This is a genomic window from Tunturibacter psychrotolerans (genome assembly GCF_040359615.1).
Classification (GTDB): Bacteria; Acidobacteriota; Terriglobia; order Terriglobales; family Acidobacteriaceae; genus Edaphobacter; species Edaphobacter psychrotolerans.
Window position 1 is genome coordinate 4,404,801 of sequence record NZ_CP132942.1, and the last position, 16,228, is coordinate 4,421,028.

Below are 16,228 nucleotides of genomic sequence, written 5' to 3' on the forward strand. Positions count from 1 at the left end.
ACTCTGCGTCGAGACGAAGAAAGTTATAAGCAAACCATAAATGTTCCTATCTCACTTAGGTTGTAGTCATGGGATGTCGTCTTTGATGAGACATGGCAGCCGATTTGTGCTGACAGACTGGAGAAAAACCATGGCCTCTTACAGAGGAACCATACGTCCCATTTCACCCCCTACTTATCATTCTTTGATGTCTTTGTATTTGGAGGCTATCCGCTCGCAGGCAACTACATTTTGTGAAAAAGGCACAGAGCCGTCTCCTTCACGTCCGCGAATCGCTCAAAAGCACTATCTAACAACCTTATTGACTATTCTTGTCGCGCTGCTCTGCATGAGCAACTCTCGCTCGGAGGCGCAATCTACATTTGGTAGCATTCGCGGAATCGTTCAGGACGTCACTGGCGCCGCAATCCCAGATGCGCAGATCACGCTACACAGCATCGATGAAAATACTGACCGCACGGTGTCAGCGGATGCTACCGGTAGCTATGCATTTGAGAACGTCCTCGCGAACAGATACAGCATTCGTGCGAAGCACGATGGATTCGCCGACTCGATCGTTTCCGGTGTCACCCTGGCCGCTCGACAGGACCTTCGGTACACACTCGTGATGACGATTGCCCAGCAGGCCACCACCGTGGAGGTCACCTCTTCGGCAACCCAGGTCAATACAGAGAACGGTGTGATCGGAGACTCCAAGGGAAATGGCGAAATAGGCCAATTGCCGTTGAATTTCCGTGCTTCAACCACCAGCCCATTGGCCGCACTGACTGCTTCTGCGAACGTGCAACAGGATAGTCAGGGAAATATCGCCATTGGTGGCGCAACCTCAAACATGATCGGCTTCTCTGTCGATGGAATCTCAACCACAAACGTCTTCAACAGCGCCGCCGGTGCAAATCCGTATCCTTCTCCCGAGGGAATTGCGGAACTGAAAGTTACAGCATTCAACAACAATGCTGAGTTTGCGCAGGTCGGCGATGTCACATTCACGACCAGGGGCGGATCGAACAACCTTCATGGAAGCCTCTTCGAATATCTTCAGAACGATGCACTTGATGCTCGCGTATTGAACTTCGCGGAGAAGGCCCCAAAACACTTCAACACTTTTGGCGGCAGCATCGGTGGTCCGGTAGTTATTCCGCATCTCTATAACGGCCACGACAAAACATTCTTCTTCGTTGACTACGAAGGCAATAGGAGACGGACATCGCAAGCAGAGCAATACACCGTACCGACTGCACTCGAAAGAACAGGCAACTTAAGTGAGCTTGCGTCCACTCTTCCTAACGGGGTTTTGACTAACCCTTCCACTGGACAACCGTACCCTAACTTCACCATTCCAAATATCAGCCCATTCGCAACGGCGCTACTCAACAAGTATTACCCGCTTCCGAACCTGCCCTCCACTCCCGGCGGCGTCAACTACCAGACACTGGTTCCGATTCCATCGAATACAGATGGCTTTGACGCTCGTCTTGATCAGGTGCTTACGTCGAAGCAACAGGTGTATGCGCGTTTCAACCGAAAAAATCTCACTGTCAACGTAGTCAATCCGCTATTGCCAAACGATGTAGATAGCGAACATGATCGTAGCTTCCTCATCTCCCACAACTACGTAATCAGCAGCCGATTCCTGAATGAGTTTCGCTATGGCTTCACGGACACGATTCTATCCCCGAACTTCGGAATTGAAGGGGCGGCTGCTCTTCAAAGCCTGAATCTTCAGGTGGGTGGTGCCCAGGGCGTAAACGTCTCCAACCATCCAACAGATCAAGGATTTCCCAGCATCGTCTTCTCCGACGGAACCAATTTCACTCCAATCGGCAGAGACCATGTCGGGCCCACTCAGTCCACGACCAAACAGATTGCGGACAATTTCACTTACAGCCGTGGCAGGCACACCATTCGTGCCGGTGTGGATGTTCGTTGGGTCCGCTTCGCCGTGCCTGAGATCGAGACGCCTTCGGATGACTACGGTCTATTCACCTTCAATCAAAAAACATTTACCGGAAGCTCCTTTGGTGATCTTCTGCTTGGCGCTCCCAACACCACCTACTTCGCAGTAACTGGGCCGAGAGATGATGCAGGCGGCGCTCAGACGGGCATCTATGGACAGGATCAGTGGCAAATAAATGATCGCCTGACGCTCAACTTCGGTCTGCGATGGGAACTGCTCCCTCCGTTCGTTGACAAGAACGGAATTCAGGCGAACTTCGATCCCAACTACAACGGACCGGGTGCAAACGGACAAGGCGCGGTCATCGTAAACAACATCCTGCTGAACGGCCTCAAGCCGGCTCCCGACTTTCTGGCCTCGTTTGACGCTTGTGGCCTGGGCGGTGTCAATCCGAACTACAACCCTGCTACTTGTACTCCTGTGGTTACAAATAGCCAGGACGGCGTGTCGACGGGTCTCCGGCAGACGTATCTCCGTAACTTTGACCCACGCGTCAGCTTCGCTTACAGGCCTGACAATAAGACGGTAGTTCGCGCCGGTTTCGGCATATTCACTGTGACCGCACTGGGGCAACTGCAAAACAACAATGAGAGCAACCCACAAGCCGCCGTCAACACCTGGCAGAACAACAACAATGGCGTGCCGATCTTTACGTTCCCACAGGTCACGCCCCCTGGCGCAGGATTACAGTTTGGCGGAGGAGAGCTGGAACAGGCTACAAATCCGCGATACCGTGATGCGCAATCGGCACAGTGGAACGTGACGGTTGAACGAGAGATCACCTCGAACACTTCGATGCGTATCAGCTACGTAGGCATGAACTCCTACCGGCTCAACGTTTCGGAGAACCTGAATCAGACCAGACCCAGCACCACGCCCTATAACTTCGCCAACGCTCCATTCCAGAATTGGGGAGTCATCTTCTCGACGAATAACCTTGGCGGCCAGAACTACCAGGGACTTGAGTTGGAAGCAACTCACCGGATGGGAAGGGGGCTGTCTTACCAGGCCAACTACTCCTGGACCCACAATATCAGTGACGCTCAGGGCGATGCTCCAACCGCGTTCCAGGGCGAGACTCGCTATGGTCTTGCAGATCTCAACCGCTTCGACATCAGTGCAAACCGTGGCAATGTTGTCGGAACGCGGCGTCAGCGTCTTCTTGTAGTCGGGACCTACGAGCTGCCATTCGGCAAGGGACGACAGTGGTTGAACTCTTCACCCGTTGTCGGCGGCATCCTCGGCGGTTGGAATGTCAACACAATCACGCTGCTGCAAACAGGGCCGTACCTCACTCCAACCGATAGCATTACCGCTGACCAGACCAACACCGATCCGGCAGGAGATGGATCGATTGTCCGCCCGGATAGGGTTGGCAATCCAATTCCCGCCAATCGGTCTGCAAGTAATTATTTCAACTTCAGTGCGTTTGCTCACACGCCGCTCAATGCGGGGCGGGTTGGCAACGCTGGTGTCGGTACTCTCGAGGCGCCCGGAACGATCGCAGTCAGTGCTGGCCTTGCCAAGCTGATCGCTGTCAGGGACAACTGGCGTCTGCGCTTCGAATCGACATTTACCAACGTCCTCAACCGCACTAACTATGCTCCCCCACCGACGAACATAAGCAACCAGCAGTCCTTTGGCGTGCTCGGTGTTAATGGTCCTCAAACTGCGGAAAACGCTGGCAACCGTACAGGTCAGATCGCCTTGCGGGTTGAATTCTAGATCAAGTGGAGGCAAAGCCAGTGGCGTTGGGCTGGGGCGGAGTATCAAATACTTCGCCCCGCCTGAGGCCGCCGCTCCGAGAGTAAAGTTCACGTCTCAGATGAAAAAACCACACCCTTTTCTCCCTCCGCGTACAACAACTTCAGATAGTGCATTCAAATGACTCGCGCCTGACCACCTCCTGACAACTCCCTTTTCTGCTCTCTCTACTCTTCAACTTGACCGGACCCGTGTCTTTCATCCGGCAAGCAATCTGCGACACACTCGCAGAGAAAAGAGATCATGCCAAACAAATCTTGTTCTTCGGCCCCTGCAGCAAATAAGCTCACCTCGCGTCGCGGTCTTCGCACACAAATTCAATCCAGCGCAAAAAATCTCTTCGCTCTTCTCCTCGCGACCTCTTCTCTCACCGTTGCAGCCCTTGCTCAAACTGCCGGCTCCTACCAGGCAACCAACATCCTCTCGGACGGATCGGTAACCGCCGCCGTTACAGATCCTCAGTTCATCAATCCCTGGGGTGTCTCCGTCGGACCTGCCTTCTGGATCAACACCCAGGCGACCGGCCTCGACTACGTCGCCACAGCCACAGGAACCATCCCCTTCAAGGTAACCATCCCCACCGCCGCAGGAACTGGCACAGGCACTCCCACCGGCACCATCTTCAACTCCTCAACAGCGAACTTCAAGCTGCCTAATGGCTCCGCTGCAACCTTCCTCTTCTCCACGCTCGACGGCACCATCAGTGGCTGGAACGCAGCTCTCGGCACCACGAACCCCGTCGCCGCACTCGCCCTCAACAACAGCTCCGCCAACGCCGTCTACACCGACATCGCGCAGCTTACCAACTCCACCGGCACCTTCCTCCTCGCCGCAAACTTCGGCGCCGGCACCGACATCGAGGTCTACGACACCAGCTTCCACGCCGCCAAACTCGCCGGCGCATTCACCGACACCAACCTCCCTGCCAACTATGCGCCCTTCGCCGTCCACGTCATCGGCAACCAGGTCTTCGTCACCTACGCCCTTCGCGCCACCAACACCGCTTCACCCGCCGCACCAACGCCCACTCCGACCCCAACACCTACGCCGACGCCAACGCCAACTCCCACACCTTCGCCAATCGTGGGACCCTATGCCATCTCCGCATCTGGATCCCGCGCCGCAGCCATCGGCTACGTTCAGACCGTAGGAGCCGGTAACGGCATCGTCGACGTATTCGACCTCAACGGCAACTTCGTCTCACGAGCCATCACCGGCGGCAACCTCAACGCGCCCTGGGGAGTAGCCATCGCCCCCACCGGCTTCGGCATCTTCGGCGGCGACCTCCTCGTCGGCAACTTCGGCGACGGCCTCATCAACGTCTACAACCCCACCACCTTCGCCTTCCTCGGCCAGCTCACCGACGCAACCGGCAAGCCTCTCGCCTTTGCCTCTCTCTGGGAGATTGTCTTCGGCGAAAGCAACGCGACCCCCGCAGGCGCAGGCGATCCCAACACGCTCTACATCGCCGCTGGCCTCACCAACGAAGCCCACGGCCTCTTCGCCGGCATCGCCAACACCACAGCCTCCACCGCCCCCGCAGCCTTCGGCTTCAGCGCATCAACCTCCGCTGCCACCGTCACTGCAGGCAACTCCACCACAGCAACCATCAGCGTCGCACCCACCAACAGCTTCACCGGCAACGTAGCCTTGTCCTGCAGCGGTCCGGTCGGTGTCACCTGCACCTTCTCACCCAGCACGCTCTCGGTCTCACCCACAGCAGCAGTCACCAGCACCGTAACCATCCAGACTGCGGCTGGCATGGCACACCTCCAGAAGCACGCTCCCTGGACCAAAGGCCCAGCCGCTATCACTATTGCATTCCTTCTGCCCTTCGGTTCTCTTCTTGTGTTCACCCGCAGACGCGCCATCTGCAAGTCAACCCCCTTGCAGTTGCTAAGTCTCTTCGCTCTTCTCGTCATCTCCACCGGCGTAGTAGTAGGCTGCTCCGGCTCTTCGAACCCGGGCGCAGCTCCAGTCGCCTCCACCCCAGCGCCGACCACACCGGCAACGCCCGGCACCCCGGCTGGCTTACAGATGGTGACCATCACGGCCACCTCCGGCAGCCTCACCCAGAACACGACCATTGCACTCACAGTGCAGTAGTCAACAGACGTCCTTCCTCACGGCCGCTCGCAACATGGGGCGGCCGCTTTTTCGTATCGAAGCATATAAAAAAACACCGCATCAATACTGGTACGATAAGTTGATGGGAATGAGGTCTCCCAAAACCGCCGTACAGATCCGGCTGATGACCTCTGCCAATTCGATCTTCTTAATCTGAGGAACAACGAGGCAGACGATGTCATATCTCTGGGTCACAATCGGCAGTGCGTTAGGCGGCCTTCTGCGTTACACAATCACGCGGCTCACTCTCACCTGCAGCATCGGCTTTCCCTTCGGCACAGTCCTCATCAACGTGCTCGGCTCCTTCGTCATCGGATACTTCGGCACCCTCACGCTACAAAGCGGTCGCTTCCCCGCCTCCGACAACCTCCGCCTCTTCGTCATGGTCGGCATCTGCGGAGGCTTCACCACCTTCTCCTCCTTCAGCCTGCAGACCTTCGACCTCATGCGCTCCGGCGCCTGGGGCAGAGCGTTGGCAAATGTTCTTCTGTCCGTCGTCTTATGCGTCGCCTCAGTCGCCGCCGGCCATATCCTCGCGCAACGTTCTACCCCAGCGCAGGCCATCGCCGAAACAGCCCAAGAGGAATACACCGGGTAAACTAAGCACATGATCGACGAAGCCACCTTCCGCCGCGTATCCGACAAAGCTCTCGAATCCCTCAAGCAATCCCTCATCTCCGCCGAGGACGACGACGCAGGCTTCGAGTTCGAAGACAACAACGGCGTCATGAACATCATCTTCGAGAACGGCTCCAGCAAGTTCGTCATCACCCCCAACACTCCTATCCGTCAGGTCTGGATCTCTGCTCAATCCACCAGCTACAAACTAGAGTGGGCCGAAGCCACCAACGCCTTCACACTCACCAAGACCGGGGAAGACCTCAAAACCCTCACCCAGCGCCTGCTCCGCGAGCACCTCAACGACCCCACCATCACCCTCCCCTAGCGCGGACCCAAACAAATCAATCTTCATTTCGAGCAAAGCAAGTTAGAATTGCGCAACCGCCCAGCACATCTGCTCAGGGGCGGAAAACAAACAATCTCCTACGACTCCGCTCCCGTAGCAGGGAGGGCGAGATAGCCATCATGACGCCGAAGCTGTCCGTAGCCATCATCACGCTCAACGAAGAGGCCAATCTGGCCCGCACCCTCGCCAGCGTCCAATTCGCCGACGAGATCATCGTCGTCGACTCCGGCTCCACCGACCGCACCCTCGAGATCGCTGCCTCCTACAAAGCCAAACTCTTCCTCGAACCCTGGCAAGGCTTCGCCCGTCAAAAAAACTTCGCGATCGAGCGCTGCACCGGCACATGGATCCTCTCTCTCGATGCTGACGAAGCTCTCACGCCCGAGCTCCAGGCCGAGATTGGCGCCGTGCTCTCCGGCGACCCAACCGCCGATGCCTACCTCCTGCGCCGCCGCAACCTCTTCCTCGGCCGCTGGATTCGCCACGGTGGCTTCTACCCCGACCCGCATCTCCGCCTCTTCCGCCGCCACTCCGCCAACTTCGCTCCTCCCGCCCGCTTCACCAACCGCCCCGTCCACGAGACCATCGCCCTCGACGGCGTCACCGAAACCCTCAAGCATGACCTCGTCCACCACGCGTACCCCACCATCGAGAGCTACATTGAAAGCCTCAACCGCTACAGCACCCTCGGCGCGCAGACCATCATCGACAAAGGCCACACCAGCAGCTCCCGCCTGGCCCTCCTTCACAACGTCTTAGTCCGGCCCATCCTCACCTTCTTGCGAAACTATCTCCTCCGCCTCGGCTTCCTCGACGGCCGCGAAGGCCTCCTGCTTCACCTCTATCACTCCACCTACACCAGCTGGCAACACGCCAAAGCCTGGCAAACCACCCGCAACCGCTAACTTCATCATCCTTGAAATTGTCTGTTCGTTGAAAAGATCACAGCTCGTCATTGCAACCGAAGCTGCTCACAGCCTCACCTAAGCAGCGCAATGGAGACCCCGCATTTTGCTTTGCAGTTGCATGCAACTTCCTGCAATTGCAGTTGCATGTGTCGTTCTTGCAATTGCAGTTGCAGTTGTCTTTCTTGTTGTCATCCCCGAAGGGGATCTGCTGTTGCCTTGTCTCTTCTGTTGCCATCACCTTTTTTCATACAACAAAAAAGCCCGTCATCTCGACCGAGCTGCTCACAGCCTCACCGCAGCGCAGCGGAGCCCCCATTTTGTCTTGTCCGCTCTGCAGTCTCTCCGAGCAAAACCGAAACCGCCTCCTCGCTGGTGTAAAACAAATCATGCCCAACCGCCCGACCCTGGCTCTCCTCGCCATCTCCGCAATCCTCCCCGCAACACTCTCCGCACAAACCATCGCCGCCAAGACCGCAGGCATGAAGCACCTCGACGGCTACCTCCCACTCGACTGGGACGCCAAGACCGGCAAGCTCTATCTCGAACTCCCCCACCTCGACGCCAACGGCCGCAGCCCCGATCTCCTCTACACCCACTCCCTCCCCTACGGCACCGGCTCTAACGACCTCGGCCTCGACCGCGGCCAAATCTCCTCCGGCGAAATCCTTCACTTCGAGCGCACCGGCCCCAAGGTCCTCCTAGTCGAACCAAACCAATCCTTCCGCTCCACCTCCACCGACCCGCTCGAGCAGCTAGCCGTCCACCAGTCCTTCCCCGAATCCATCCTCTACGGCTTCAAGGTCGAAGCCGAAGACCCCAACGGCGCCGTCCTCATCGACGCGACAGACTTCTACCTCCGCGACGCCCACGGCGTAGCCGAAACCCTCACCGCCACCAAGCAAGGCGCCTACAAACTCGAACCCACCCGCTCCACCATTGCCCTCGACGCCACCAAAGCCTTCCTCAAAAACACCGAAGTAGAATCCATCCTCACCTTCACCACCGACGACCCCACCAAAGCCGAGTTCGTCAACAACGTCACACCCGACCCTCACGCCCTCACCCTCCGCGAGCACCAATCCTTCATCGAACTCCCCGGCCCCGGCTTCACTCCACGCCGCTTCGACCCACGCGCCGGCTACTTCCCCACCAGCTACCGAGACTACGCAACCCCGTTAGGCGCCCCGCTCGATCAGCAGTTCATCATTCGCCACCGCCTCATCAAAAAAGATCCCTCCTGCAAACAAAGCTGCGAAGCTGTCACCCCCATCCAGTACTACGTTGATCGCGGCTCTCCCGAGCCCATCCGCACCGCCCTCCTCGAAGGCGCACGCTGGTGGGATCAAGCCTTCCAGGCCGCAGGCTGGGCCAAAGGCACCTTCCGCGTCGACATCCTCCCCGCCGACGCCGACCCCATGGACATCCGCTACAACATCATCCAGTGGGTCCACCGCTACACCCGCGGCTGGAGCTACGGGTCTGCAGTTGCCGACCCACGCACCGGCGAAATCATCAAAGGCAACGTCACCCTCGGCTCCCTCCGCAGCCGCCAGGACTACCTCATCGCCGAAGCCCTCCTAAGCCCCTATGAGAACGGCAAACCCCTCCCGCCCGCGAACGACCCCATGCTAGCGATGGTCCTAGCCCGCACCCGCCAGTTAGCTGCCCACGAAACCGGCCACACCCTCGGCCTCGCTCACAACTTCGCTGCCAGCTCCTTCCCCCACACCCCCGAAGAGTCCGTCTCCGTCATGGACTACCCCCACCCCTACATCACCCTCAGCAAAGAAGGCGTCCCCACCCTCACCGAAAGCTACGGCGTCAACATCGGCATCTGGGACAAGGTCGCCATCAACTACGGCTACCGCGAATTCGACAGCAATAAAAAACCAACAGAAGACCCCGCCGCCCTCAACGCCATCCTCGAAGCCAGCGAAAAAACCGGTCTCCTCTACATCACCGACGAAGACGCCCGTCCCCTCGGCGGCGCGCAACCCCACGCCCACCTCTGGGACAACGGGACTGATCCCGCAGCAGAGCTAGACCGTATCTTAACCATCCGCACCGCCGCCCTCGCCCGCTTCAACGAGAACGCCATCACCCTAGGCACGCCCATGGCGCAGCTCGAAGACACCCTCGTCCCCCTCTATCTCCTCCACCGCTATCAAACCGAAGCCACCATCAAAGAGATCGGCGGCCTCGACTACCGCTACAACCTCCGCGGCGACGGCCAACCTACCCCGGAGATCGTCCCCGCTGCCGAACAAAAGAAAGCCCTCACCGCCGTCCTCAAAACCCTCTCCCCCGAAACCCTCACCCTCCCAGAGCCGCTCTTAAAAATCCTCCCACCCCGCCCACCCGGCCTGCCGCGCACACGCGAATCCTTCCCCTCCGAAACCGGCCTCACCTTCGACCCCATCGCCACCGCCGAGTCCGCCGCCGACCTCACCCTCAACGTCCTCCTCGACCCCGCCCGCGCCTCGCGCCTCGTTCAGTACCACATGCGCCTCGCCGACGGCCCCTCCCTCCGCGGCGTCCTTGAAGCAATCTCCCAAACCACCGCTGAGCGCCCTGAAGCCGGCCACACCATCTCCTCCGAAGTAGAACGAGCCGTAGAGTTCCGCGCCCTCGAAGCCATGCTCTCTCTCGCCGTCAACCCACAAGCCTCCACGCAGGCCCGCGCCATCGCCCGCTCCCACATCAACGATCTCCTCAAGCAGTGGACCACCGCCGCCTCCGTCACCGAAACCGACACCGCCGAAGCCATCCACCGCGCCGCCCTCATCGACCGCATCAACGACTTCAACCGCGACCCCACCAAGTTCATCCCCGCCAAACCCATCGAAGCCCCGCCCGGCATGCCCATCGGCAACGCCGACGACTTCTAGAATCACGGTCGAGCTCTACTAAATATCGGCAGGGATGGATGAAATCTTTTTTCTTAAATATATTCATCTGAACATGAAAGTCTCACGCGCCGTCCCGTGTCTGTTCCTCTTCGCAGTCTTCCTCCCTTCAAAGAGCCCCGCCCAATCATCTCCGGCAGCCAGCAACGCAACATGCAAAATCGACAAGACACCCCCTACCGACACCGAGCTCGCGTTCTACCGCCAGGACTTTAAAAAAGCAGCCGACCTCGCCGCAGCCGGATACAAATCCGACCCCAAAAATAGTCGCAGCCGCCAGCTCGAAATCGACAGCCTCATCGGCTTCGGCAGACTCGACGAAGCCCGCAAGAAGACCGATGCATGGACCCTCGCCGAGCCAACCAACGCTGTCGCCATCGTCACCGCCGGAGAGCTCCGCCACGCGGAAGGAGACTGGATCGAGTCCTACGCGCTCATGCTCAAGGCGCTCAAGGCCGACCCTTGTCTGCCCAGCGCCTTCCAGGGTCTCGCCCAATACGAAACACTCAGCGGCTACCACGCCACGGCACAGAAGCACCTCACCATCGCTCATCAGCTAAGCCCCAACAACGACAACATCCGCTTCGCTTGGATCAACTCCCTGAACGACGCACAGTCTGTGGCCGAACTCGGCAAATATATCCAAGACTCTAAAACGCTCGACGACAAGCGCCGCACCAGTCTCACTACCCGACTCAACCAGGAGACCTCCGCCCTCAAAAATCCCTGCGAGCTCTCCTCCGCCACCAGCCCCGTCCGAATCCCTATGGCACCCGTCTACGGCACCGTCGGCGTCGACCACTACGGTCTTGAAGTCGCCTTCAACGGCCACAAGCGCATCCTCCAGATCGACACCCGAGCCAGCGGCCTCCTCCTTACGCACAACTCATACACCGGCATGGGTCTGCAAAAGGTGAGTTCCTCCCACGTATATGACCCAGGCACTCAGGAATCCTCTCCCCTCGACCTGTTCACCTCCGCGTCCGTTCGTATCGGAAGCGTCGAGTTCAAAAACTGCAACGTCACTGCTGTAGACAATCCAAGCGCCGTGAGCGGCGAAGCCGACGCTGGGCAGCGTGTCGATCAAGGGGACGGACTCATCGGTACCGACATCTTCTCTCGCTATCTCGTCACCCTCGACTACGCAAAGCACGAGGTCCTGCTTGAACCACTGCCGCAACCACCGTCACCTCCGCCGGGACCGCTCGACGCGCTCGGTGGCGATCCGGCAAACGATCTCAGCAGCTTTGACCGATTCAAAGCACCAACCATGCAGAAATGGACCAGCATCTATCGCGAAGGTCCTGAGATCATCATGCCCACTGTCGTCAACGGTAAGAAGCCTACGCTCTTCATGGTGGACACCGGTTCGTCCAGCACCGTGATCGACACTGACATCGCCAGCCAGCTCACGCACACCAAAGGAAGCACATCCGTCATTGACTTCGCGGGCCTGCGTCTCCCTGCCACAGCGATGGACCCAGCAGACCTTGCACGATTCGACGGAGTTCACGGCGTCCTCGGCTACCCCACCCTCCAGCAACTCATCATGCACATCGACTATCGCGACAACCTCGTTCTCTTCGAAGCAGCCGCCGCCCATAAGTAACACCATTTTGTCACCAACCTGGCAATCATCCGGCATGCCCATCGGCGACGCCGACGACTTCTAGAGTTTCACTGCGAATACAATTAACTAATTCGGGGGATGCATGAAATCTTTTTCTTAAATATATTCAGCTAAACATGAAAGTCTTAGCTCCCGAGCTCCTGTATTCCCTCCTCTTCTCATTTCTCCTCACCTCAACAAGTCCCGCCCAATCATCTCCGGCAGCCAGCAACGCAACCTGCAAGATCGATAAGACTCCCCCTACCGACACCGAGGTCGCTTTCTACCGGCGAGACTTCAAAAAAGCGGCCGACCTCGCCGCAGCCGGATACAAGGCTGACCCCAAAGATAGCCGCAGTCGCCAGCTCGAAATCGACAGTCTCATCGGCCTGGGCAAACTTGATGATGCCCGCAAGATGATCGACCCCTGGACCCTCGCCGAGCCAACAAATCCTGTCGCGATCGTCACTGCCGGCGAACTCCGTTACGCGGAAGGAGACTGGATTGAATCCTATGCCCTCATGCTCAAGGCGCTCAAAATCGACCCCTGTCTCCCGTCAGCCTATGAGGGTCTCGCCGGCTACGAATCACTCGCCGGCTACCACTCCACCGCCCAAAAGCACCTCGCACTTGCTCATCAGCTAAGTCCCAACAACGACAACATCCGCTTCGCCTGGATCAACTCCCTGAACGACGCACAGTCTACAGCCGAGCTCGCCAGCTTTATTCACGACTCCAAAACGCTCGACGACAAGCGCCGCACCAATCTCACGACCCAACTCAACCAGAACACCTCCAGCCTGAAAAATCGCTGCGAACTCTCCTCAGTCACCACCCCTGTGCGAATCCCGATGACGCCCGTTTACGGCGCCGCCGGGATCGATCACTACGGACTCGAAATCGCGTTCAACGGACACAAGAGAACCCTTCAGATCGACACCGGTGCCAGCGGTTTCCTTCTCACGCAAAGCGTATACGCCGGAATGGGTCTGCAAAAGATCAGCTCCTCACACGTCTGGGGCTTCGGCGATCAGGAAGCCAACGCAATCGACTTGTTCACCGCCGCGTCGGTTCGTATCGGAGGCGTTGAGTTCAAAAACTGCAACGTGTCCGTTCTCGACAACTTCGGCGTCTTGGGGGGCGGCCACATCGGCCAGGCCATGGATACAGGAGGCGGCCTCGTAGGTACAGACATCTTCTCTCGCTACCTCGTCACACTCGACTACGTAAAGCACGAGATCCGGCTTGAGCCCCTTCCCCAACCGCCATCCCCTGCTCCAGCACCGCTGGACGCGCTCGGCGGGGATCCCGCCAACGACCTCAGCAGCTTCGACCGCTTCAAAGCGCCAACCATGCAGAACTGGACCAGCATCTACCGCCGTGATCATCTGATCATCATGCCCACCGTCATCAACAGCAGCAAGCCAACACTCTTCGTCGTAGATACCGGCTCGTTCACCAATATGATCGACACGAACTTCGCTAAGCAGGTCACGCATACCAAAGAAAGCACAACCTACTCTCGAGGCCTTTCCGGAATGAGCAACCTTTTAGAAACAGGCAGCTTCACCGCTGACTTCGCCGGCCTGAGACTCCCGGTAGTCGGCATGAACTCGCAAAATTTGTCGCGATTCAACGGAGTTCATGGCTTCCTCGGCTACCCCACTCTCCAACAGCTTGTCATGCACATCGACTATCGTGACAACCTCGTCCTATTCGAAGCACCCAACGCACACAAGTAAAGAAGAAGGTGAGGTGACGAGTCTTGCGCGCGCATAGTTAGTGAGCCAAGGTTTGTTCTAAAACCTCTTACCTCGAGCTCACGGCACCAAAACACCACGTTTCCACCATCAATCACCATCAAAAACCACAACAAGGACACAGATAAAGCCATAGCCTCTCCCCCGGATCAAAGAATTCGATCCAAACTGGGGAAACCCGCTTCGCCGATAGCGAAATCCTCCCAAAATCCTGTCAAGCCCCATTCCTGCGAAAACCCGCGTCAGCACAGGCGATCTGCGTGGCGTATTTACCCAGCCCAACTCTCTATAATTGAAGAAAGGAGCTGATTGAAATCAGAAGCTTGGTTCAATCGTTCTTGTCGATAAGCAGAGAGCACGTAAACTGCTGATTTCAAGTATTTTAGCAATAACTCATTTGGAATGAATACTTTACAGACAGGAACCCGCTGCAACTAACAGAACCTAAAGTACTTCCCTGCAAGATACCCCAGGGGGGAGGGGGGTACCTTAACCACCCAACCGCCAGCTATACTCACCACTCAATGCCAATTGCCACCCCAATCCGTGTCCTGGTCGCTAAACCCGGCCTGGACGGCCACGACCGTGGCGCCAAAATCATCGCCCGCGCCCTCCGCGACGCAGGAATGGAGGTCATCTACACCGGCCTCCGCCAAACCCCCGAGATGATCGTCTCCGCCGCCATCCAGGAGGACGTCGACTGCATCGGCCTCTCTATCCTCTCCGGAGCCCACAACGTAATCGTCCCCCGAATCACCGCCCTCCTCCGCGACCAGAAGGCCGAAGACATCCTCCTCGTCCTGGGGGGCACCATTCCCGACGAAGACCAGCCGAAATTAAAAGAAAACGGCGTCTCGGCCATCTTCGGACCGGGAACGCCGCTTGAAACCACCATCACCTTCATCCGCGAGAACGTCAAACCTCGCGGCCTGCTCATCAACTAACGCAGCAAACTACCAGGGCAACGGCTTACCAAGGTGAAGGAACTCACCATTTGGTCCGCTATCCTGCAACGTCGCCAGCTCCACCGAGGTCTTCGCACCGGTCACGATATCCAACTGCGCGCCCTCGCCGCCCATATCCGTCTTCACCCACCCCGGGTGGGCCGAGTTCACCTTGATCTTCGTATCCTTCAACTCATGCGCAAGATGAATAGTAAAGGCATTGAGTGCCGACTTCGAAGCGTCATACGCGAAGGTCTTGGCATCGTAGATAAAAGATCCCGGCGTAGCATGCAGCGTATTCGAACCTAGAATGCTCGACAGATTCACAATCCGGCCCCCCAGGCTCTTCTTCAACAAAGGAAGCAGCGCCTGAGTCAGCCCTACCACGGCAAAAAAGTTTGTATCGAAAGTCTTCTGCAAAATGTCCTTCGAGGTCGTCGACGTCTCATTTGCCTTCCGCCCATCCAGAAAGATTCCAGCATTGTTGATTAGAATATCCAGCCGCCCGTAATCCTTCTCGATCAACTTCGCCACAGCCGCATAATCCGCCGAATTATCCACATCCAGCTTCACTGCCCGCGCCTCGACGCCATCCTTCTTCAACTCTGCGACCGCTGCTTCGCCTTTCGCCTCATCGCGAACGCCAATCAGCACCGTGATTCCAAGCTTTCCGAGCTGTCGAGCCGTTTCGAGGCCAATTCCCTTATTACCACCAGTAATCAGCGCAACCTTCTTGTCAGTACTCATTCACCTTCACCTCATCACAGATCTGAGCTGCAGCTACTGCACATCAGATGATCGAGGATCGAGATACGCCGCAAAACGTGCTGCATATTTCGGTGGCAGTGACTGCTTCTTCATATCCTTACCCACCACGACATGGACAGTCTGACCCTCGCACAGCAAGGTCCCATCTTCCACCCGCAGCACTTTATAGCCGAACTTGATCACCGCACCGCGTGCGGCCAACAGCCTCGTCTCGACGACCAACTCATCGTCATATCGGGCCGGCGCACGGTACCGCACATGCACATCTACCACCGCGATCCCACGCCCCTCTTCCACTTCCATCCGCTTGTAGTTCAACCCCATGCTGCGGATCAACTCCACCCGCCCCACCTCAAACCAGATCAAGTAGTTCGAGTGATACACCACGCCCATCTGGTCGGTCTCGGCATACCGCACCCGCACCCGCGCTACCCCTACACGCTTTTCCTCGACAACATCAATCATCAAGACAGTCTATCCAATTCGTGAACCACGATTGATATCTCCTCCACAATTGT

At 57.7% G+C, this 16,228-nt stretch carries 11 protein-coding genes and 1 riboswitch; of the genes, 9 read left to right on the top strand and 2 right to left on the bottom strand.

From position 1 onward, the window contains the following. Positions 1–328 precede the first annotated feature (328 nt). The 9 genes from RBB77_RS18595 to RBB77_RS18635 all read left to right on the top strand — a co-directional run bounded on the left by RBB77_RS18595 (position 329) and on the right by RBB77_RS18635 (position 14,942). Positions 329–3,682: a TonB-dependent receptor gene (locus RBB77_RS18595; RefSeq protein WP_353063219.1), complete on the top strand. Its 3,354-nt coding sequence runs from the start codon at positions 329–331 to the stop codon at positions 3,680–3,682. A gap of 282 nt (positions 3,683–3,964) precedes the next feature. Further along, complete coding sequence (locus tag RBB77_RS18600) at positions 3,965–5,827, top strand: TIGR03118 family protein (RefSeq protein WP_353063220.1); 1,863 nt, start codon at positions 3,965–3,967, stop codon at positions 5,825–5,827. 96 nt (positions 5,828–5,923) lie between these two features. Further along, positions 5,924–5,989: riboswitch (Fluoride riboswitch) on the top strand. 34 nt (positions 5,990–6,023) lie between these two features. Continuing rightward, positions 6,024–6,446: a fluoride efflux transporter CrcB gene (gene crcB, locus RBB77_RS18605; RefSeq protein ID WP_353063221.1), complete on the top strand. Its 423-nt coding sequence runs from the start codon at positions 6,024–6,026 to the stop codon at positions 6,444–6,446. Between the two features lie 9 nt (positions 6,447–6,455). Further along, positions 6,456–6,794: an iron donor protein CyaY gene (gene cyaY / locus RBB77_RS18610; protein WP_353063222.1), complete on the top strand. Its 339-nt coding sequence runs from the start codon at positions 6,456–6,458 to the stop codon at positions 6,792–6,794. A 140-nt stretch (positions 6,795–6,934) separates the two neighbouring features. Next, positions 6,935–7,720 (top strand): glycosyltransferase family 2 protein, encoded by a 786-nt coding sequence (locus RBB77_RS18615; protein WP_353063223.1) that lies wholly within the window; start codon positions 6,935–6,937, stop codon positions 7,718–7,720. A 389-nt stretch (positions 7,721–8,109) separates the two neighbouring features. Beyond that, the gene (locus tag RBB77_RS18620; protein WP_353063224.1) at positions 8,110–10,611 is read left to right on the top strand and encodes a zinc-dependent metalloprotease; all 2,502 of its coding nucleotides are present in this window, start codon (positions 8,110–8,112) and stop codon (positions 10,609–10,611) included. A 73-nt stretch (positions 10,612–10,684) separates the two neighbouring features. After that, the gene (locus tag RBB77_RS18625) at positions 10,685–12,238 is read left to right on the top strand and encodes an aspartyl protease family protein (protein ID WP_353063225.1); all 1,554 of its coding nucleotides are present in this window, start codon (positions 10,685–10,687) and stop codon (positions 12,236–12,238) included. A gap of 137 nt (positions 12,239–12,375) precedes the next feature. Beyond that, positions 12,376–13,980, top strand: coding sequence for an aspartyl protease family protein (locus RBB77_RS18630; RefSeq protein WP_353063226.1), 1,605 nt, complete (start codon positions 12,376–12,378; stop codon positions 13,978–13,980). A 542-nt stretch (positions 13,981–14,522) separates the two neighbouring features. Further along, positions 14,523–14,942, top strand: a complete 420-nt coding sequence (locus RBB77_RS18635) for a cobalamin B12-binding domain-containing protein (RefSeq protein WP_353063227.1) — start codon at positions 14,523–14,525, stop codon at positions 14,940–14,942. A gap of 9 nt (positions 14,943–14,951) precedes the next feature. Here RBB77_RS18635 and RBB77_RS18640 read toward each other — a convergent pair whose 3' ends face one another. Together RBB77_RS18640 and RBB77_RS18645 are read right to left on the bottom strand one after the other, a co-directional pair. Further along, positions 14,952–15,689 (bottom strand): SDR family oxidoreductase, encoded by a 738-nt coding sequence (locus RBB77_RS18640; protein ID WP_353063228.1) that lies wholly within the window; start codon positions 15,687–15,689, stop codon positions 14,952–14,954. 33 nt (positions 15,690–15,722) lie between these two features. Next, entirely contained in the window at positions 15,723–16,175 is a 453-nt protein-coding gene (locus RBB77_RS18645; RefSeq protein WP_353063229.1) for an acyl-CoA thioesterase, read from the bottom strand. Positions 16,176–16,228: the final 53 nt, after the last annotated feature.

Excerpts from the sequence above, each read along its gene's own strand:
- RBB77_RS18595 (WP_353063219.1), top strand. The coding sequence starts at position 329 with ATGAGCAACTCTCGCTCGGAGGCGCAATCTACATTTGGTAGCATTCGC.
- RBB77_RS18600 (WP_353063220.1), top strand. The coding sequence starts at position 3,965 with ATGCCAAACAAATCTTGTTCTTCGGCCCCTGCAGCAAATAAGCTCACC.
- crcB (WP_353063221.1), top strand. The coding sequence starts at position 6,024 with ATGTCATATCTCTGGGTCACAATCGGCAGTGCGTTAGGCGGCCTTCTG.
- cyaY (WP_353063222.1), top strand. The coding sequence starts at position 6,456 with ATGATCGACGAAGCCACCTTCCGCCGCGTATCCGACAAAGCTCTCGAA.
- RBB77_RS18615 (WP_353063223.1), top strand. The coding sequence starts at position 6,935 with ATGACGCCGAAGCTGTCCGTAGCCATCATCACGCTCAACGAAGAGGCC.
- RBB77_RS18620 (WP_353063224.1), top strand. The coding sequence starts at position 8,110 with ATGCCCAACCGCCCGACCCTGGCTCTCCTCGCCATCTCCGCAATCCTC.
- RBB77_RS18625 (WP_353063225.1), top strand. The coding sequence starts at position 10,685 with ATGAAAGTCTCACGCGCCGTCCCGTGTCTGTTCCTCTTCGCAGTCTTC.
- RBB77_RS18630 (WP_353063226.1), top strand. The coding sequence starts at position 12,376 with ATGAAAGTCTTAGCTCCCGAGCTCCTGTATTCCCTCCTCTTCTCATTT.
- RBB77_RS18635 (WP_353063227.1), top strand. The coding sequence starts at position 14,523 with ATGCCAATTGCCACCCCAATCCGTGTCCTGGTCGCTAAACCCGGCCTG.
- RBB77_RS18640 (WP_353063228.1), bottom strand. The coding sequence starts at position 15,689 with ATGAGTACTGACAAGAAGGTTGCGCTGATTACTGGTGGTAATAAGGGA.
- RBB77_RS18645 (WP_353063229.1), bottom strand. The coding sequence starts at position 16,175 with ATGATTGATGTTGTCGAGGAAAAGCGTGTAGGGGTAGCGCGGGTGCGG.